This is a genomic window from Paenibacillus sp. J31P13 (assembly GCF_056269295.1).
The window spans coordinates 130512-151235 of the sequence record NZ_JBWDNR010000006.1 but is presented as its reverse complement, the minus strand read 5'-3'; the positions used below and the strand labels follow the sequence as shown (position 1 = coordinate 151235).

18 protein-coding genes are annotated in these 20724 nt (G+C 43.0%); all 18 read right to left on the bottom strand.

The features are described from left to right. Nucleotides 1–6: 6 nt before the first annotated feature. A complete protein-coding gene (locus AC0YOD_RS20430; protein WP_475801174.1) occupies nt 7–1206 on the bottom strand; it encodes a polysaccharide deacetylase family protein in 1200 nt (399 codons plus the stop codon). Between the two features lie 92 nt (nt 1207–1298). Then, a complete protein-coding gene (locus AC0YOD_RS20425; RefSeq protein WP_475801173.1) occupies nt 1299–2672 on the bottom strand; it encodes a sensor histidine kinase in 1374 nt (457 codons plus the stop codon). Between the two features lie 4 nt (nt 2673–2676). Further along, nucleotides 2677–3375 (bottom strand): response regulator transcription factor, encoded by a 699-nt coding sequence (locus AC0YOD_RS20420; RefSeq protein ID WP_475801172.1) that lies wholly within the window; start codon nt 3373–3375, stop codon nt 2677–2679. A gap of 185 nt (nt 3376–3560) precedes the next feature. After that, nucleotides 3561–4613 carry an ABC transporter substrate-binding protein gene (locus AC0YOD_RS20415; protein ID WP_475801171.1) on the bottom strand — a complete coding sequence of 351 codons (1053 nt, stop codon included), beginning with the start codon at nt 4611–4613 and terminating at the stop codon, nt 3561–3563. A 105-nt stretch (nt 4614–4718) separates the two neighbouring features. Continuing rightward, entirely contained in the window at nt 4719–5480 is a 762-nt protein-coding gene (locus AC0YOD_RS20410) for an ABC transporter permease (RefSeq protein ID WP_475801170.1), read from the bottom strand. After that, nucleotides 5410–6252, bottom strand: coding sequence for an ABC transporter ATP-binding protein (locus tag AC0YOD_RS20405; RefSeq protein ID WP_475801169.1), 843 nt, complete (start codon nt 6250–6252; stop codon nt 5410–5412). Before AC0YOD_RS20405 ends, AC0YOD_RS20410 begins: the two co-directional genes overlap by 71 nt. Before the next feature lie 231 nt (nt 6253–6483). Further along, the gene (locus AC0YOD_RS20400; protein WP_475801168.1) at nt 6484–8130 is read right to left on the bottom strand and encodes a putative polysaccharide biosynthesis protein; all 1647 of its coding nucleotides are present in this window, start codon (nt 8128–8130) and stop codon (nt 6484–6486) included. Between the two features lie 20 nt (nt 8131–8150). Next, nucleotides 8151–8876: a ThuA domain-containing protein gene (locus tag AC0YOD_RS20395; RefSeq protein WP_475801167.1), complete on the bottom strand. Its 726-nt coding sequence runs from the start codon at nt 8874–8876 to the stop codon at nt 8151–8153. 22 nt (nt 8877–8898) lie between these two features. Next, nucleotides 8899–9381 carry a DUF456 domain-containing protein gene (locus AC0YOD_RS20390; protein WP_475801166.1) on the bottom strand — a complete coding sequence of 161 codons (483 nt, stop codon included), beginning with the start codon at nt 9379–9381 and terminating at the stop codon, nt 8899–8901. 7 nt (nt 9382–9388) lie between these two features. Beyond that, a complete protein-coding gene (locus AC0YOD_RS20385) occupies nt 9389–10141 on the bottom strand; it encodes a Cof-type HAD-IIB family hydrolase (protein WP_475801165.1) in 753 nt (250 codons plus the stop codon). Between the two features lie 201 nt (nt 10142–10342). Continuing rightward, nucleotides 10343–11806 carry an ABC transporter substrate-binding protein gene (locus AC0YOD_RS20380; protein WP_475801164.1) on the bottom strand — a complete coding sequence of 488 codons (1464 nt, stop codon included), beginning with the start codon at nt 11804–11806 and terminating at the stop codon, nt 10343–10345. 175 nt (nt 11807–11981) lie between these two features. Then, nucleotides 11982–13421 carry an ABC transporter substrate-binding protein gene (locus tag AC0YOD_RS20375; RefSeq protein ID WP_475801163.1) on the bottom strand — a complete coding sequence of 480 codons (1440 nt, stop codon included), beginning with the start codon at nt 13419–13421 and terminating at the stop codon, nt 11982–11984. Nucleotides 13422–13607: 186 nt separating this feature from the next. Continuing rightward, nucleotides 13608–14477 (bottom strand): metal ABC transporter permease, encoded by an 870-nt coding sequence (locus AC0YOD_RS20370; RefSeq protein ID WP_475801162.1) that lies wholly within the window; start codon nt 14475–14477, stop codon nt 13608–13610. After that, entirely contained in the window at nt 14474–15415 is a 942-nt protein-coding gene (locus AC0YOD_RS20365; protein ID WP_475801161.1) for a metal ABC transporter permease, read from the bottom strand. The genes AC0YOD_RS20370 and AC0YOD_RS20365 overlap by 4 nt, the downstream gene beginning before the upstream one ends. Nucleotides 15416–15417: 2 nt before the next feature. Next, on the bottom strand, nt 15418–16224 hold the full coding sequence (locus AC0YOD_RS20360) for a metal ABC transporter ATP-binding protein (RefSeq protein ID WP_475801160.1): 807 nt from the start codon (nt 16222–16224) through the stop codon (nt 15418–15420). A 50-nt stretch (nt 16225–16274) separates the two neighbouring features. Further along, nucleotides 16275–17240 (bottom strand): metal ABC transporter solute-binding protein, Zn/Mn family, encoded by a 966-nt coding sequence (locus tag AC0YOD_RS20355; protein WP_475801159.1) that lies wholly within the window; start codon nt 17238–17240, stop codon nt 16275–16277. Nucleotides 17241–17441: 201 nt separating this feature from the next. Next, a complete protein-coding gene (locus tag AC0YOD_RS20350; RefSeq protein WP_475801158.1) occupies nt 17442–19526 on the bottom strand; it encodes a peptidoglycan D,D-transpeptidase FtsI family protein in 2085 nt (694 codons plus the stop codon). Nucleotides 19527–19572: 46 nt separating this feature from the next. After that, nucleotides 19573–20721, bottom strand: coding sequence for a transglutaminase domain-containing protein (locus AC0YOD_RS20345; protein ID WP_475801157.1), 1149 nt, complete (start codon nt 20719–20721; stop codon nt 19573–19575). Nucleotides 20722–20724: the final 3 nt, after the last annotated feature.

Genomic DNA, 20724 nt, shown 5'->3' with positions numbered 1-20724 from the left:
TTAAGATTAACTTGCTCGATTAATAACAATTTGCTTTTTAGCTTGATTCCACTGGATGGTCCATCCGTTATGTAAGCATAAATCACGAAGAGCAATCATATTGGGATGCGATTCATTAGCTGTCAACAGCTTCATTCCTGCAACTGCCTGGCCGTCGATATAAACAATATTTCCTTCCGCAGCTTGTTCATCACGATCATTGACGCGCTTCAATTTGTTTATCAGATCATTAGCATCTTCACCCGCTCTAGCGCCATTAATCCGATATCCCACTCTATTCAGTCTTGTATTAAACCCCTCCTTTGTCGTAAAGGTGATCGCTATTCCTGCTTCTGAAGCAATCTTCAGAAGATTTTCATTATATGCGCCAAAAGGAAATGCAAGAACTCTGTTGGTATTTCCGAGTTCAGTGTTCAGTCTCTGCTCTGCTTTAAACAAATCATTTATTACACGCGTCCTATATTCGTCTTCCGTTTCCTTCCTTTGCTCCTTCTCATTAAAAAGCAGTTTTGCCATCCGGGGCGCTTTACCCCCATCCTCATTTACTACGGCATACTGATGCTGCGCATAGGTATGACTATAGAAGCTCATCCCGTCCTGCTTCATTTCCCTCATTTGCTCCCAAGTTAGCTTAGCCTCTCCCGGCAATGTTGGATCATCAATGGTTGATACAATGACAAAGTTAGTTGCAGCATAACCGAAACGTTTGAGAATCGGATAAGCATGGTTATAAAAGCTTTCATAGCCGTCATCAAATGTGATTAAAACCGCATTATCCGGTACCGTTCCTTCTTCCAGCATAAAGCTCAAATATTCGTCCATTCCGATAACATGGAATCCAGCATCCTTCAGCAATTGCATTTGCTCCTCGAACTGATCCACACCTATAATGCCATCCTTGAGAGGCACTAGCGAAATATCATGGTACATGAGTACAGCGACCTCTCCCCCATAATAAACGGGGTTTTCTTGCGATCTCTTTACCCACTCCATCTTTTGCCCAAATACTTCCTCTATAAAAGTATCAGACACCATCAGCTTTTCATCAACCATACGCATATTCGTTGTATCTTCAACAGTCGCCCCATCTACGATTAGCTTTATCCTTTTTGTATTTCCGTTGATAGAACAGCCCGTAAGCAGCCATCCAACCATCATCGCAACTGCCACTACAAGAGCAATCGAAGTTTGCATTGTGCGTTCCATATTCCATTCCCCCTCATCCTATTGATGAGAATTGTAGAGGAAGGATCTTATCGATCACGCATCTTACTGATTAACGACTGCTTAAATAAATCTTAACTTTTTCCATTTTTTAATGGGAAACGACTTTCGAAGATGGTCTCCTTGGCAGTGCTGCTTACTGAAACCCGTCCCTCATGAGCTTCTATAATGCTCTTCGTAATGGCGAGTCCAAGACCTGTACCACCTGATTCCGATGTTCTCGAGCGATCTGCCCGGTAGAAGCGATCAAATATATAGGGTAGATCTGCTGCAGGGATTTGTTCGCCATAATTAATAACTTCAATGATCGCTTCTTCCTGTGTACGCTTAATGTTAATCACTATTTGCTTGCCTGCATGTCCATATTTGATCGCATTAGCGATCAAGTTGTCAAAAGCTCTCACCAGGAGATTGCCATCAGCCATAATGGACACTGCATGCTCTTTTGTACTTATTTGACAGGTCATGCCTGCCTTCTCAAGGCTCGGTACAAATTCTTCAACCAGTTGTCCCATAAAACCAAGGATATCAAGCTCTTCCATTTGAAGAGGCATACCATTATTGAGCTTTGTATATTCAAAAAGATCCTCGATTAACCGCTGCAAATGTCTCGATTTCTCATACGCAATGTTCACAAAATAACGCAGCTCAACCTCATCTCCATAACGATCCTGATCAATGAGCTCCAAAAAACCCAATATAGACGTCAGAGGTGTTCGCAGATCATGTGACACGCCGGTTATTAAATCATTTTTTGTTTTCTCTGCGTTTCTCTCTTCCTGCAGAAGCTGATTGAACTGCTTGCTCATAACATTAATGCTGTTAGCGATCTCGCCAAGTTCATCAGCGGATTTGACCGAAATTTGATGATCGAGCTTTCCTTCTGCCATTTGCTGCAGGCCAAAACGGATTTCCTTTAAATAATTAATCATATTTCTGCTCGTCCAAAAAAATAAACCTAGAAATAGCAAACAGCCGAATGTTGCTATTACAGGAGTAGATCCGATATTATTAACAATCCAAATAAGCGTTCGGTCAAACGGCGTGTATTCCATCAGAAAGTAAGCAAGCAAATGGCCAGCAATGACAAAACAAATCATCAGTCCCAGACTGTTTAGAAAAGCAAGCATAAACGTCCAGCGTATGGTACGAAACAACTTATTGCTTAATCCAGTAGTAGTAGCATTGCCTTGGCCACCGTTTGCTTCTCGTAATTCCCTTTGAATATGCCTCGTACAGAGCTTCGTATAGACAATTGCGAATATAATAATCGCCATGCCAATCATAACCGGAGTTGCTCCAATGTGATTAATAATCCAAATCAAAGGCTTATCATAGGGCTCTATCTCCAACATAAAAGCAATTAGCAGGCGGCCAATAACGGTGATAACAATCGTTATTCCAAAGCTAATAAGCATATACATCGCTTTCTTTTGCTTCGTAAGCATAGGGTTATAGAGCCTCCATTTTATAACCGATTCCCCATACGGTTTTGATAAATTTCGGAGTTTGCGGATCCTTTTCTATTTTTTCACGAATTTTGCGAATATGAACCATGACCGTATTTTTCGATTCCATAAACGGCTCATTCCAAGCTGTCTCATATATCTTGTCCATGCTTAGAACAATCCCTCGATTAACAGCGAGCAGCCTCAGAATCGTAAATTCCCGTGGAGTAAGCTTAACGGCTTGCTGATCCACCATTACCGTATGTGTGGAGGTATTAATAACGAGATCATCGATAATGATTTCATCCTCATTCTCCGGTGTTTGCAAATTAAATTGTTTATATCTCCGAAGATGTGATTTCACGCTAGCGAGCAGCACCAAAGGACTGAAAGGCTTTGTTACATATTCATCTGCTCCAATGCTAAGACCTGATATTTTGTCGATATCCTGAGTCTTAGCAGACAGCATAATGATCGGAATATTGTTTTTCTCACGAATTTTCATGCAAGCCTCGATCCCATCCATAACGGGCATCATAACATCCAAAATAATAAGATCCACCTTATGCTGCTTAAGCTGCTCCAGCGCTTCTACCCCATTGCTTGCCTTAAGCATGGTATAGCCTTCATTTTTGAAGTAAATGTCCATCAGCTTCAATATCTCTTTCTCATCATCGACCATTAGAATCGTTTCTCTAGCCATGAGTATTCCCCCTTTAAACCATTGCCTTTCCAGTAAAAATAGACGAAGTTGGCAAGAACCTCGTCTCTCTCTTAAAGAATATAGCATGAAAGTTGTGTTTTGGAAATTTCCCCTATAGCCTCTTCATAAAAAAAGGGCTGCTCCTACCTCCGCAGCTGCGAAGGAAGGAACAACCCTTACTGGATTTACTTGCCGTTCTTCACTTCTTCTAGAAGTGAAAGATCTAGAAATTCACTCAAATCAAGAGAATCAATGGTTGTATCTTTGATGTAACCTGCTTCAATGGATACCTTCGCCATCTCTTCAATCGCTTCTTTGCTAACATCAGAGGTCAATCTCATGTGTGAGAGTGCCGCTTTGATCAAATCAATTTCAAGTCCTTTGCCGCTTAGCTCGCTCAGACGATTATTGATCAGCTTATAAGCTTCATCTGGATTAGCATTAATAAATTCAATTGCTTCATTATTGGCTTTGATTGCTGCCTTCGCCAAATCTCTGTGATCTTTAATAAATTTATCGCTTGCAACGAGTATTACAAGTGGATAGTCGCCGTTATTTGGTGGGATTTTATCCCAATCAACGATCACTTTACCAATTCCCTCTTGCTCGATTTGCGTACCCCAAGGTTCAGGAATAAGTGTTGCTTGCACTTCATTTTGACGAAGGGCAATAAGTGTATCGGATGGTGCACGAGCTACAATTTGAGCCCCCGTCTTATCGGAAGTGACTTTCACGCCTTCTTGCTCAAGCAGCAGTCTAAGCGAAATTTCATTCGTGCTGCCTTTTGTTGGAATCGCAATGGTTTTTCCAACCAAATCCTTAACCGTCGTTACGCCTGAATCCTTGCCGGCAACTAGAACAGCACCGCCGTTATCAGCTCCGGAAATAACTCGGAAGTTTTTACTTTTTAGAAATTGATTCGTTGACGGTCCAGGACCTACATAACCGAGATCAATCTGACCCGTGGCAATAGCTGTAGAGAAATCCGATCCATTATCAAAAGCTTGCACTTCTATTTTCACATTGTCGCCTAGCTGCTTTTGGAAAAACTCTTTCTCCAAAGCAATATAACCAGCTGCATGCGTTACGTTTTTGAAAATACCTAGCTTAACTGTTACTGCATCTTTTTTAGTTGTACCATTATCTGTCGTTTTATTGGTTGTAGAATTATTACCGCCGCATGCTGATAACACCAACACGAATACCAAAGTAATAATGAGACCTAAAGATTTTTTCATTTTCATCTCTCCTACCCTTCTCTATCTGTTCTTTATCAAGCCCCCGCCTTACTCCTACTAATTCTATCGGATTAATTTATTTTGTCAATCATAATTTATTTTTACTTATTTTTCTAAGCCGTATCGAATCAACAGCTTATCCTCCAACTTCTTGAAACAGAAGTGATCAGAGATCGTTCCGAGCACTGCAATAATAATGACAACGTTAAGCATCAATGCCGTATCTCCGAGTCCTCTGCCATCTTGAAGCAGTTGACCAAGACCTGCGCCGTTTGCAATGAGCTCGCCCGCAACAAGCGCACGCCAAGCAAATGCCCAAGCGACCCTAACGCCTGTCATCAGATGCGGGAAGGCACCCGGTACGAGTACTTGGGTAAACATTCTCCAGCCATTTCCTGTGCCCAATGTCTGAGCAGCTCGGATGTATATAGGAGAAATATTTTTGATGCCGGTTCGAGTGGCAATCGCCATTGTCCATGTTGCCCCTAAAGCAGTAATGAATATAACAGACTTGTCGTTAAAGCCGAACCATATAATAGCGAATGGCAGCCACGCGATGCTGGGCACCGTTTGAAGCGCGATGACTACAAAGCCAATCGTATCATCAATTGCTTTCGATTTGGCGAACATAAGGCCAAGCAGCATGCCTAGCGCAAGTGATATAGCAAAGGCGATCAATAATCTTCTAAGTGAATTGACGATAGCCTCTAATAGTTGTCCATGAGCAAAGCCGTTGTAAAACGATTCAATGGTCTGAAACAGAGAAGGAAATTTCCAGCTTTCCCAGCCGATAATTCTATATGCCGCCTCCCATGCCACTAAAAGTGCTATCAGGAAGATCGTTCTTCTTAAGACTGTAGGTGTCATCGCCCATTTCCTCCTTTACTACCTTCTCCAGCTCATCCGCTAGGCATTCCATAATTGATTTTTCTACATGATGCAGAATAGAATCAGCGCTGCTTCTCGGTCTTGCCGCTTGCACGACAAATTCCTTCTTGATTGTACCTGGTCTTGTAGACATGACAAGTACTCGGTCGGACAGCATAACGGCTTCTCTAATGTTATGAGTAATGAACAGTATCGTCTTTCCTGTTCTTAGAAATATTTCTTCGAGCTCCTGGTGAAGCACAAGTCTCGTCTGCTCGTCTAAAGCGGCGAATGGTTCATCCATTAATAAAATTTGAGGATCCATAACAAGTGCGCGCGCTATTGCTGCACGTTGTTTCATCCCTCCTGAAAGCTCATGGGGATAGCGATCAGCAAATTTGCTTAAATGCACAGCACGGATTTGCTCACGAGCTAGTTCCAATCTTTCCTTCTTAGCCATACCCCTCTGCTTCAATCCAAATGCTACATTTTCAAGAACTGTCAGCCAAGGAAACAATCCATGCTCTTGAAAAACAACGACTCGGTCAGGTCCAGGGTCCTTAATCCCTTTGTCATCCACCTTTATAGATCCCTCGTAGCTCTTATCAAATCCTGCTATGAGATTAAGGACAGTCGATTTTCCGCAGCCGGATGGGCCTAGCAGAGAAACAAACTCCCCTTTTTTTATCGTAAAGTTCACACTGTCTAGTGCTTGAAAGCTCTTGCCATCCCGTTGATTGAATATTTTACTGACATTATCCATTTTGATCATCTCGGTGAACCTCCAATTCTGTTTCATTATCCTTTATCCATAGTAAGCAATGGTATGATCCTTTTATAAAAAATGCACACATTCTATTTTTATCGGATTAATTTGAATTGTCAACCTATCAAATGCAATCTTATCATTATTTTGTCAAAAAATTTACAAAAAAAATCAAAAAAAGAAGAGAGGCAATCCAGTTATCTGGATGCGCCCTCTTTCCTCTTGATTCATACGTGATTAATTCGCTCTTCTATAAAACGGTTTAAGCAGTAAAGTCATGCCTTTACGAAGCGGTCTAGGGAATGATTTGATATCATCCTGTGTAATAACGCGAAGCGCTGCCAGTAGAATGACATACAATCCGCAGACTATGATTCCTGTTACCGTCCCTGAAGCCAAGTAGGAAAGCTTCTTAGCCTCCCAAGAGCCTGTCAGAGCGAGCATGCCATACTCAGCACCCCAGCCAGCTAACGCAGACACAGCTATTGTAACGAGATAAGGCACCCACTTGCTTCCAAGCACATTAAGCTTAATATCCTTATTGATTCTTCTTATATTCAACAATGTGATTACGACAAAACATACGGTTGATCCCAAGATAAGGCCGTATACACCAAGCCATGGCGTAAGGGCAATACTGCATATTACTTTCAAGCCGAATCCGATAAAGGTGTGGATCATGGGTAGATTAGGCTTCCCTGTTCCAAACAAAATCGAGTTTGTCGTCATCATCGTAATTTGGAAAATCGATCCTGCTACCAATAAAGCGACTGTACCGCTGCCGCTCGGACTTACGAATAGGAATCCGGTTATCGAATAGGAAGCAACGGTAAGCAGCATAGCCACAGGTACACCGGTAAAGCAGACAATACGCATGACTAAGGAGGACTGTCGTTCCACCTCATCCAATCTCTTCAAGGAAAATGCCGAAGAAATAATCGGAATCATGGAAGCACCTAAAGCGATGGCCAATATCGGCGGTATTCCAGCGAGTCCCATTGCTTTAGTCGAATAATTGGCAAGTACAACTAATGCCTCTTCCTCGCCGTATACAGATTGTGTAAGACGCATGAATAAAGAAGTATCAAAGAAATATAGAAATTGCACCGTCATTGCGGTTACGACAGCAGGAATAGACATACTGAATATTTCCTTGTAAATAGATCGATAAGGCAAGGCGGTGCCGGTTGATGCACGCAAGCTCGTCCCTTTTTCAGGAGAGCTTCCCTGTTCCGTTTTGTCTTGTCTTTTGAGCTTGCGGGCAAAAGTAAGCATGACCGACAAGGCACCAATGCTTCCGAACACGCTACCGAAGGCAATGGCTGCAGCACCCTTATCATCGCCCCAGCCCCAGCCTAGCACGATAAGCGCCAGCCCGATACCACCGATTACCCGCAGTATTTGTTCGATAATTTGCGAAATACCGCCTGCGGCCATAATTTGTCTGCCCTGAAAATATCCGCGCATCATTGCGATGATCGGAAATAGGAGCAGTGCGGGAGCAATGGCTTGCAGAGATAAGGCCGTGTAAGGAACCTTCGTTATTCTTTCATATGTCGGTGCTAAGGTTATCATGGCAATAGCTAAAATGAATCCGGTAATGGCACCGAACATTAAGGCTGCTTTATAAATACGCTTTGCTTCATCAGGTCTGCCGAGCGCATAACGTTCCGATATCATTTTGCTTATGGATATGGGAATGCCTCCCGTTGCGATCGTAAGCAGGAGCAGATAAACCTGATTAGCAGAGTTAAAGGCAGACTGGCCAGCTGAGCCAAGCATATAATCGAGCGGTATTTTTTGAAAGAGTCCGAGGAAGCGAGCCGTGAACGCTGCCGCTGCTAATATGAGTGTCCCTTTAATTAATGAGTCTTTTTTTAACATAATTGAGTCTGAAAGTCTCCCTATTCTTTATTTCCAATTGGCTCCAAGGGCTGATGATTTCCTCTGACTGGCACTGCCGCATTTGACGGTGCTGCCCAGCGAATACCGTTTTGTATCACTTGCAAAACTTGAGAATTGTAGTAAGTTGGATAGGTTTCATGCCCTGGTCGGAAATAAAATATTTTACCTTGTCCACGGTTAAACGTACAGCCGCTGCGGAATACTTCGCCGCCTTCAAACCAGCTTACGAATATAAGTTCATCCGGTGTAGGGATATCAAAGTGCTCACCATACATTTCTTCATGTTCTAACGTGATATATTCCGGCAAGCCGGCTGCTATAGGATGTGCTGGGTTTACAACCCAGATGCGTTCCTTCTCGCCAGCCTCGCGCCATTTCAGATCGCAGCCTGTGCCCATCAGTTTTTTGAAAATTTTCGAGAAATGCCCGGAATGCAATACAATCAAACCCATACCGTTCCAGACACGCTGCTGAACACGTTCAACGATCTCATCCGAAACCTGATCATGTCCCATATGTCCCCACCAGATTAATACATCCGTATTAGCGAGACGCTCTTCCGTCAAACCATGCTCCGGCTCCTCTAAAGTAGCCGTTGCCAATTCAAAATCCTCGCCAACTAATCCCCTTGCCAGTGCGTTATGAATTCCATCCGGATATACATGTTTAACTTCTTCATGGATCTTTTCATGCAAAAATTCATTCCATATCGTTACTTTGATCATATGCTCATCAACCCTTCTTCAATTAGAATACAAGCCATATGATAAACAAAATAATCATAATCGCTTGAAGAATGATCTTAACCACAACACTCGAGAATAATCCGACAACAGAGCCGAGACCAACTTTGAGCGATTTTTCTACACTCGTTCCGATAATGAGCTCCCCAATTACTGCGCCGGCAAACGGACCAATAATAAGTCCGAAAGCAGGAATAACAAAAGGCCCAAAAATAAGACCGATCGTACTGCCGATTACCGAAGCTCTAGAGCCTCCAAAACGTTTGACACCCCAAGCACTGACCGCATAATCCGCAATGAATAACACAACAACGATCAGTGTTTGAATGATCCAGAACCAAGCACCAAATTCGCTAAAGGAAAAAAATAATCCATAAACAAAAAATGCGCCGTAAATAGCCAATGCTCCTGGCAGGATTGGATAAATCGCACCTGCCATACCTACTGCAAACAATATAACAACCAGCGACCAACCTAGTATATCCATACGGTCATCACCCTTTCAAAATGTACCGTCTAATCACTTCCGCAACGCCGTTTTCATTATTAGTTAGCGTAATAAAATCAGCAGCTTCCTTGACCGCATCCTGTGCATTGCCCATCGCAACACCAAGACCTGCCTCGCGAATAGCAGCAATATCGTTCAAACTGTCGCCAACTGCAATGACCTGAGACATCTCAATATGGAGCAGACCGCATACCTCTTGCAATGCGCTTGCCTTGGAAACACCAAGCGGATTCAGCTCAATATTGCTTAGTGATGAGTTTGTTATCTCAAGAGCACCCCAGCTTTGCACCTCTGCAAGAATCTTCTCCCTTGCAATGTCATCTTCCGTGTAGTAACCGAATTTCAGCCAATGATGGGATTCATAGTCATCCCCCGGGCTGATCCATTTCTCTTTGTTATAAATTTCCTCTGTTGAATATGCCCAAAACCAAGGCTCGCCATGCTCAAGAGCGAGCTCATGCAGCCGTTTCACATACATAGGGCTAAGCAGCGTCCGCTTATGAAGAACGTGGGGGCGATGCCAAATCTCACCGCCGTTAACGGTAATCATCGGTGTTTCCAGCTTTAGCTGTTCCGCATAAGGCAATGCGCTGCGAAAGCCGCGTCCCGTTGAGAAGCTAACCGTCACGCCGGCATCTAACGCTTTTTGAATCCATTCAGCATTTTCCGGGCTTATCTCACTCGTATCATTCAGCAGTGTACCATCCATATCTAGCGCAAGTAATTTATAGTTTCCCAAAATGTGCCTCCTTGTAAAAAGCATTTCGAATATGTAACCCAACTAGTAAATTATTTTAGCACATTTAACGCAGATTCCAAACGAAAGTATACGCAAGCCTAACTAGTAAAATGAAATTCCGCCTATCCCAATTAAAAAAAGGAGCACGCCTTCGCTGAAATGCGAAAGCATACTCTCTTTTCCCTTAATGAAAGGGAACCCTTAAGGCGTTTCCGCTTCTACCTGTACACCATCTGTCAATGGCTCAGCCTCCTTCCCTTCAACTGGATCTTCCTTCGCTAAAAATTCCTGTCCTTTCGTTTGCATGATTTCCAGTGCTTCATCTATCGTCTGCTTCTCTTCCTTCACTTTCTGCATTTCCTCAGTCATCGCATTTTGGAAATCCATCCAAAAGGTTTGAGGAAGCTTATCATAATCTCTATAGATATTTGTTGAGCTTGGTTTCAATTTATAAAAAGCTGCAAAATTATGTCCTTCGGTATCCGATATATACTTGGTTCGAACAGTGAGACCACCATAAGAACCTGCCTTTGACTTCACCCTTGCATAGTCATCACTTGTAATATATTTAAGAAATTCCCAAGCCGCTTCCTTATTCGGTGAATCAGCGCTAATGGATAAGTAGTTATTGAGAGATATCATATTGCTCTGATCGGGATTTTGCTGGCCTACAGGAACGGTTACCATATCCCAATTTTTAATGATTCTATCCTTGATTGACGTTATTTCATTGGCTTGCTTGATCTGCGAAAGAAAGCCGCTGTCTCCAATGGACATAGCCAAACGATTCGCAATAAATGGATCCCTCATCAGGTAATGATCATTAGACGAACCTCCATAGGTAGTGATGCCGTCCGAAACATTTTGATTCTCATACATCTTACTTTCAAAAAATAATGAATCTGAATGAATAGCATCAGCTGCGGCCTGGAAAGCTGTTTTCCAAGATTGAGAATTAATTGTCATCTGTTTTTGAGCAGGGTTGACATACGTGAGACCATCTGCAGCTGTCAGAGTAGTCGCTATTTGAAATAGATCATCGTTATAGCTCATTTTCAAACCGTATAATCTTGTGTCTTTGTCTCCATCTGTTGGAAACCTGCGAGCCAGTTGCAAAACTTCATTCCAGCTCATTTGATCCGTTGGATACTCAATTTGAAATTTATCAAATAAGTCCTTATTGTAATAGAGAACTTGACTATAGAAGCCCGGTGTAAAGGCGTAAATCTTGCCTCCGCCTTGCTCTCTCATATAATCAAGCAATCCAGGAACCAGGCCTTCCGTATCATACTTAGACTTCGCCATCTCGCTCTCCAGGTCATAAAGCTTTCCATCCTGAGCCATTTGCTTGTATTGATCGCTTCCCAGCATAAGAATATCAGGCTTCTCATCATCAATAAACTTAGTTAAGGCAGCATCATAGTCCTTTACTTCGCCATTATTGTACATGGACTGTGTGGATACAACCTCAACGTTAACATTAGGGTATAAGGCCGAGAATAACATGCCGTACTCTTGGAAAAACGAATTTTCGTCATAATACATGACCCTAAGCGTAGACTCCTGCTTCTTATCGAACCCTTTGTCACTTCCTCCAAAGCTGCACCCTGTAACGATAAAAGCAATCCATACAACAGGTATAACAAATTTAAACCAAGCTTTCATATGTAGCTCCAATTCCTTCCAAATTTATCTAGTATAACTAATCTATTAACGGACAAAAATTGGTAAAAGTTTCAAAATAATCATTGAAATGGTATACTTTTTTCAAAAATATAATAAACGCATAAAAAAAGATGACTCCTGTACCAAACAGGAATCATCTTTTGTGTGTAACCAATTATGACGTAGTAGCTTGAGAGGAAACGCCATCCGAAGAAGGCTCAGCTTCCTTTTGGTCTACAGGATCTTCCTTCGCTAAAAATTCTTGACCTCTAGTTTGCAACATTTCGAGCGCTTCATCAATCGTTTGCTTCTCTTCCTTCACCTTCTGCAATTCCTCAACAGTCGCTGTTTGGAAATCCTGCCAGAATGTTTGAGGAAGCTTATCAAAGTCTTTATAGTTATTGAATGTGCTCGGCTTCAACTTATAAAAAGCCGCAAAATTATGCCCTTCCACATCGGAGATATATTTTGTACGAACAGACATGCCATTATAAGAATTAGTCTTTGACTTTACTCTTGCAAAGTCATCGCTCGTTATATATTGTAGAAACTCCCATGCCGTTTCTTTATTCGGTGAATCAGCGCTAATGGCGAAAATGTTATTAAAAGAAACCATATTGCTCTGATCAGGATTTTGCTGGCCAACAGGAACGGTTACCATGTCCCAGTTTTTTATTATTTTATCTTTAACTTCCGTATTCTCATTCGCTTGTTTCATTTGAACAAGATAGTTGCTGTCTCCAATGGACATAGCCAAACGTTTGGATATGAATGGGTCTCTAAGCAGATAGCTCTCATAGGTGCCAGCCATATTTTCTTGATCCTCATACATACTGCTTTCAAAGAATAGTGAATTTGAACTAATGGCATCCGCTGCGGTTTGGAACGCCGTTTTCCAAGATGCCGAATTAATGGTCATTTGTTTCTGAGTAGGATTAACATAACTAATTCCATCTGCAGCAGTCAAAGTAGTAGCAAGTTGAAACAGGTCATCGTTATAGCCCATTTTCAAACCGTATATTCTCGTTTTTTTGTCACCATCAGTTGGAAAACGTCGAGCCAATTGCAAAACTTCATTCCAGCTCATTTGATCAGTCGGATACTCAATTTGAAATTGATCAAATAAGTCTTTATTGTAATAAAGAACCTGACTGTAGAAGGTAGGTGCGAAGCCATAAACTTTGCCTCCGCCCTGCTCCCTCATATAATCAAGCAAGCCAGGAATAAGCCCCTCCGTATCATACTTTGATTTTTCCATATCGCTATCCAGCTCATACAGCTTTCCATCCTGAGCCATCTTTTTGTATTGATCGCCGTCAAGCATTAGAATATCGGGTTTCTTCTCTTCAATAAACTTAGCCATTGCTGCTTCATAGTCCTTTATTTCACCACTGCTATACATAGATTGTGTTGATACAACTTCAACGTTAACATTAGGGTATAATGCTGAGAATAACATGCCGTATTCTTGGAAAAATTGATTTTCATCGTAGTACATAACCCTGACCGTTGATTCCTGGTTCTTATCGAACCCTTTCTCTCCTCCGAAGCTGCAGCCCGATACCACAAGAGCAAGTAATACAACAGGTACAACAAATTTAAACCATGCCTTCATATGTAATTCCTTTCCCCTTCCAAATATATTTAATATGTTCCATATATATTACGTTTGAGAATAGGAAAATGTTTCAATTTCAGTTTGTTTCTTGTCAAAATAAGCAAATAAATAATCTATATATATAAATAAATCCCAGTACCAAGAGGGTACTGGGACTTCTTTTATTATTAATAATTTCTCCTGTTAAGCAAGCCTTCTAAGACGAAGCTTCTTCATAACTATTCCTTGAGATGGCGAGAATAGAAAAGCTGCTATGAACAAAACAGATGCCGCACATACCATGCACCCCGCGATAGAAGCATCCATCAGTACTGCTGCTCCATAGCCTAGGAAGGTGCTTGCAACGCCAGCAGCGACGCTTAGTATGATCATAATCCCTAGCCGGTCTGTCAGCAAGTAAGCGGTTGAAGCCGGAATGATTAGCAAGCCAACTACCAGGATTGCGCCAACGCTCTCGAAAGAACTGACTGTCGCCATAGATACCAGACCCATTAATAAATAATGAAAAATGGCAACGGGTATGCCAATCGCTGCTGCCAGTGCTGGATCAAAGGCACATAGCTTAAACTGCTTATAAAACAAAGCGATTACTGTCACTATGACGACTAGCGTGAAGCCAAGCAGCCATATCGCTTTCGGACCCATATTCATTCCGCCAAGCTCCCAAATATTCCAGTGAACATAAGCAATTTCACCGTATAAAATGGCATCCTGATCCAAATGCACCTGCCGCGCATACAGGCTGACAAGCACAACACCTATCGCAAACAGAGAGGTAAATACGACGCCTATAGATGCATCGGCTTGAATGCCGCTTTGCTGGAACATTTGAATAAGGAATGTCGTAAGCAAGCCGCACAGCAGCGCTGCGAACATCATCAGAAGAGAATCTCTCGATCCGCTAAGAAGAAAGGCAATAACAATACCCGGCATGACGGAATGACTGATCGCATCACCGATCATTGCCATTTTGCGAAGGACAAGGAAAACACCTAAAATGCCGCAGCAGCTAGCTACGAGTGCGCCAGTTAGCAATATCCAAAAATCACTCATGGGGTCGCCTCCTTCTTAACACTGCTAGTCGCAAGCAACTCGCTCTCGCGGTAATAGTGCTGCTTCACCTGGCTGCGCATCAATCGTTTCGCAATCAACCCGCGACGAGGACCAAATAGAATAGATATCAAGAATAGTAAGGTTGCTGCTAGTACCGTAACGGGTCCAGTCGGCAAGTTAGAGACGGATGCACTGATCCAAGTACCTACTGCCCCGCTCACTGCACCGAATAAACCAGACAATACAACCATTAATCCTAATCGATCTGTCCAATATCTAGCTGATACGGCTGGTGTAATCAGTAGCGCTGCTACAAGTACAACGCCGACTGCTTGAATGCCTGCAACGACTGCTACCACGATTAGTAACATCATCAATTGCTCAAGGAAAGCAACCGGATAGCCAATACCTCTCGCAAAACCCGGATCAAAGGAGATAATTTTGAATTGTTTAAATAGTAAGGCGCAAACGCTAACCAACAGTATACATACGACCGTCATCGTAATAACATCTGAAGCAATCATGGACGCTGCCTGCCCGAATAGAAACTTATCCAGACCCGCTTGATTCCCATAGCTTCCATGTTGAATGATGGTGAGCAATACGATTCCAAGTCCAAAAAATCCAGATAACATGATTCCCATCGCTGCATCCTGCTTGAGCTTGGAATTTCTCGTAATATATCCGATACCAAAGGTAGCGATGAGTCCCGCTACTCCCGCACCTATTAGAAATAATCCAATTGATTTAATGCCTGTAAGCATAAATGCAATACATATTCCCGGTAAAGCAGCATGTGCGAGCGTATCCCCCATCAAGCTTTGTTTGCGAAGATACGAGAAGCAACCGATTACACCGCTGCTTAATCCAAGCAAGGTGCAGCCGAGAAAAATCCATTGCATATTGGGATCCGCAAGCATTTTCCATATTATTTCCATCCTCAATCGCTCCCTCCGCCAAAACTTGTAGGCGGCTGCAAACTGCGATCAAGGAAAGCCAATCTGCCGCCATAGGTACGCTGCAAATGCTCCTGAGTAAAGGTAGTTGCTGTTGAACCGTAAGCTTGAAGCTCAACATTCAACAGAAGAACCGAATCAAAATAATCCTGAACCGTTGCTAGATCATGATGAACAACGATGACTGTTTTCCCTTGCAGCTTCAGCTCTTGAAGCAGCGTAATGATCGCTTTCTCCGTCGCCGCATCTACACCTGCAAAAGGCTCATCCATAAAATATAGCTTAGCGTCCTGTGCTAACGCTCTTGCAAGAAACACGCGCTGCTGCTGTCCGCCTGACAATTGACTAATTTGTCTGTCTGCGAAATCCGCCATACCAACCTTGCTCAGACATTCCAAAGCAATTTCCTTATCCTTTGCGCCAGGTCTTCGAAACCAGCTCAAATGACCGTATCTGCCCATTAGCACAACATCGAGCGCATTCGTTGGAAAATCCCAATCAACCGATTCACGCTGCGGCACATAACCGATCAGCTTCCGTTGCTCCTTATAGGTCTTTCCGTATACGAGCACTTCCCCGCTAATACTAGGTATGAGCCCCAATGCCGCCTTCATTAGCGTGGATTTACCTGCCCCATTCGGTCCAATTACACCAACCAATTCACCTTCCGTTACTTCAAATGTTACGTTACGAAGGACAGGCTTCTTCTGATAAGCTACACTCAATCCATGAATTGCAAGCGGGGATGCTGTACTCACATTCTGTGTTTCAACTGTTTGTGCTCCACTCATGACCATCACTCACTTTCCTGTCTTATTGCTATATATTCTAAAAATTTTTATTATTTCAGGGCAGCAACAATAATGTCCACGTTATGTCTCACCATTCCGATATATGTTCCTTCCACCGTTCCCTCATCGCCCATCGCATCGGAGAATAGCTCTCCGCCAATCTTCACCTCATGTCCTAACTGGCGGGCTCCTTCAATAACGGACTCAATTGATTTCTTTGGAACGCTGGATTCAATAAATACGGCTTTGATCTTCTTCTCAACTAAATAATCACGCAGCTTGCTGACATCCTTCGAACCATATTCGGACATCGTATTCATCCCTTGCAAGCCTGTGACAGTCAACCCGTACGCTTCGCCAAAATACCCGAAAGCATCATGAGCCGTGACGAGTATGCGGCTAGCCTCTGGAATCGATGCAATCTGTTCCCTAGCATAATCATCCAGATCCTCGAGCTGCTTGATATAAGCTGCTGCTGCCGCTTTATAATCATCCCCATTAGCTGCATCCTTCTCTACTAAAGTATCGCGAACCACCTCAGTAGCTGATATCCATAGCTTAACGTTGAACCAAATATGCGGATCATGCATAATTCCCTGTCCTTGCCCTGGGGCTGCATGCAGCTGCTCCTCGGTAAGATAAGAGGATACGGCAACCGTTGGCTTGCGCTTCTCAAGCTTTTCGAACATCTCAGCCATTTTGCCTTCTAAATGCAAACCGTTATAAAAAATAATGTCTGCATTGTCCAGCTTCGACACATCGCCTTGAGACGCTTTGTACAAATGCGGATCAATGCCGGCTCCCATTAAGCCGCTGACTGCAACATGTTCACCACCCACATTTTTCACGATGTCAGTTATCATCCCTGTAGTAGTAGTAATGGTAAGTTTTCCATTCTCAACACCGTTGTCTGAAGACTGCCCGCATGCTGTCGCCCCGATAACGGTAAGTGTCAAAAAAACAACGGCTATAATAAATCTTCGAATGGCTGCATTCATTTTTTTCGATTTAAGCATGTTTGAACCTCCTACGTTTATTTGATTTACATACGTACAAGTTGCCCTGATGAATATTAGTTTACCTTATGCCTTTTTTTTAATAATACACAAAAATGTTTCTCTTGTGCAACATTTATTTTATATTGCTCTCTTTTCAATAAAAAAAGGGCGACTAGAGCAAATGCTCCAGTCTCCCTTTTTGTTGATTAGACAAGCTTTTTATTCATTTGTACCCGTTGCGGTACCATCCTCAGATCCATTAGCAGCCGTATCATCGTTCGTTGTATCATTCGTCGCTGCTTTCTTCTTTGGAACGCCGTATAGACCAATTTCTTCATCATACGCGTCGAAAATTTTACGTGCAATAGGTGATGCACCATAACTACCGAAGCCGCCATCTGGGACGACTACTGCTACTGCAAGCTTAGGCTTATCAGCCGGTGCATACGCAATGAACACGGCATTTTCAGCTGTACGACCCGCAACCGATTGCTCAGAAGTACCCGTCTTCCGTCTATAGGTATAATCCACACCCTCAAAGCCCTTTGAGCTAACTTTCGACATGCCTAATTCAATTTCTTTCCAATACGAATCATCAAACTCGACCGTATTCAATACTTCCGGCGTATAGCCTTGAATCAAGTTGCCGTCACTGTCTTTAATCTCATTCACAAATTGCGGCTTCATCCGTTTGCCATGATTAGCTAGCATAGCTGTATACTGTGCGAGCTGCAGCGTCGTATACTGCCCCTGCTGACCGTAGGATGCCAGAATAAGCGCAGACTGTGTACTAAATCTCTCAGCCGTATCGTAATAGCCTATAATCCCTTTCGATTCCCCAGGCAATCCGCTTTCTGTTAGGACGCCAAGACCGAATTGTTTCATGTAACCGTCCCAAATATCTAGTGAGCTCTTTCCTTTGGTCGTACCGCGCATATAAAGCTTATTGCCGACCATTGCGGCCATAAATGGGTTGGAAGAATGTTCAATCGCTTGTGCTCCGTCAATATACCCATACACATGTCTTTGTGAATTTCGCACAAAGGTCTCATAGCCTTTCTTACCATAAACAAATGCACCCGTATCTTGATACTTGTAACCCGTAGTGAATAATCCTTCATTTAAACCAACGAGTACGGACAAAGGCTTCATCGTAGATCCCAAGAAGACGATAGAGGAAGGATGCTTATCCCGCTCTGCCTTTGTTTCATATTTACCATATACACTTCGAATGGTGCCATTCTCCAGTACGTTCGAGAAATTCTCATAATCCTTCGAGCTTATACGTCCGCCGGACCAAATATTTGGGTCGTAATCCGGCATACTTGCCATCGCTACGATTTTCCCTGTGTCAACCTCCATAGCAACAGCAAAACCAGTTTGGGCATATTCTGCACGCTCATATTTATTGCTGGAGGTCGTTATTTTTTTCAACTGATCAATAATAGCCGCTTCCGTTTTCGACTGTACTTCCTTATTGATCGTCAAATACAAATCTGAGCCTTTTTCTGGAGTCGTAATTTGCATAGGACCAATAATTCGCTCTGCATTGTTGACAGGGTAGCTTTTCAAACCGTTTTTACCCCGCAGCACGTCCTGGTACATAAACTCCAGTCCGTCCATGCCAACGTCCTCTTCCTCCAAATACTTAAGTGTTTCGTCCTTCTCTTTTGTCTTTTGATTATAAAAATCAACCGTCTCGCGTACGCCTTTATATTTTTTCAGATAACCAACCAATTGCACAGCCGTCGTGTCCTTGTCGTAATTTCGGACACTTTCCTCCATAATGTCTATACCCTTGAAACTCGAGCGATTTTCCATAAAATAAGCGATTTCCTTATTGGTTAGACCCGATTTAATACGGCGAGGAGTCGATACGTTATTCCTTCTAAAATCCAAATCCATTTGGCGGATAATATCCTCTACGGTCATCGATTTAGCAGGATCTCCATATTCGGTGAAAATCTTCTCTAATTCCACGGCTAATTTCCTTGAAGATTCTTTCGCAGCTTCTAAGCCAAGATCTGGCTGAATGCTGAAATATAGTGATTGCGTGGATGTAGAGTAGGCAATAGGAAAGCCTGTTGAATCATAGATGTTGCCCCGTATTGGCGGGATGGCATTAACTCGCGTCCCTTTACTCGCCCCTGCTGCACTTAGCTCAGGTCCTTCAACAAACTGCAATATAGCAAGCCGAACAATGAGTACGCTAAACAACGCAAATGTAACAAAGAAAAATAAGTTCAAACGAAAAGAAAAGTGTCTCCGATTAATAATCTCCCGCTTTTGCGGATCATCTTGCATATTTCTTCACCTCGATATCCTTTAATGTATAGGGCAGATCAATCATTTACGCTTCTCTAATATGAGTACGATCAAATTGAGGAGGATTAAACCAATCTCCTGAGCTTGCCCAGGTTGCATCTAGCGGAATCCACTCATTATTAAGTTTGACCATATTCCAAGCATGCGGACCAAAGCCTCCGCGTCCATCAGCACCCATTCCGGTTGCTACTTCTACCTCAAGGCCTGCGGTACGTGCCATAACCGCATACAAACGAGCTATATCTATACATACGCCTCTGCGCGTATCAAATGTCTCGGCTGGTGTTTGTTCCTTCCAAATACCTTGTTCTTCATAATTATTGGCTTTGTCCCAGTCATACGCAATGCGTGAACCGAGCCAATCATATAGCTTTCGCGCTTTTTCTTCATCTGTATGCGCGTCCTTCGTGACATAAAGCGCTGCTTGTTCAATTTCAGCAGGTACTGCATAATCTGCTATTTCGAATTTGCGCTTTATAAGCTGTTGAAATTGAGACTCTACGGCTTCAGTCAAAACTGGACCTTGTCCTGCGAGCATTTTTTCTGCACTGGACGGCAGCCAAGAAGCAGCTTGCGCGTACAGCGGTGAATCTGAGATCTTTGCGGCATACCAGCCGCCTGGCAATAGCGATACATAAACAAACAAAAGTGCTACAAATACGAAGGAACGCCCAGCTCCATGCGCTGCGCCAATCAATGCGCCCACTAATCGGCTTGCCGTTCTCTCCCCTCTCATACGAGAGACATGTTCTTCTGAGCGCCTATGCAGCATACGGTCCACAGTGCGCTCTAAGACAGGCTCTATAAAAGCAGCTACAGCCCGAAGCAATAAATAACTGAGGAGAAATAACACACCGTAACGCAGCAATGTAAAGTCGCGCATACTGGTAAGCCATGTATACCATCCTTGTTCTAATCCGCTAAGCTCATGAAGCGGCAGCTTTACATGTTCGGTCAGCCACCTTGCTGTCATTGGAGATAGCACTTTGCTTAATAGACCTGCAAGTGCCAAACAAACGATAACAACAGCAGCCTCCCACACAAAAAAGAAAAGACGCCTCGCTGAACCTGATGCGCCTCTCCTCATCCCTTGTACAAGCGAGCCTAGCAATATTACTAGAACAATAATCGCAACAGGCTCCGGTTCTTTAAACCATTGAACCCATTCGTTCATAAC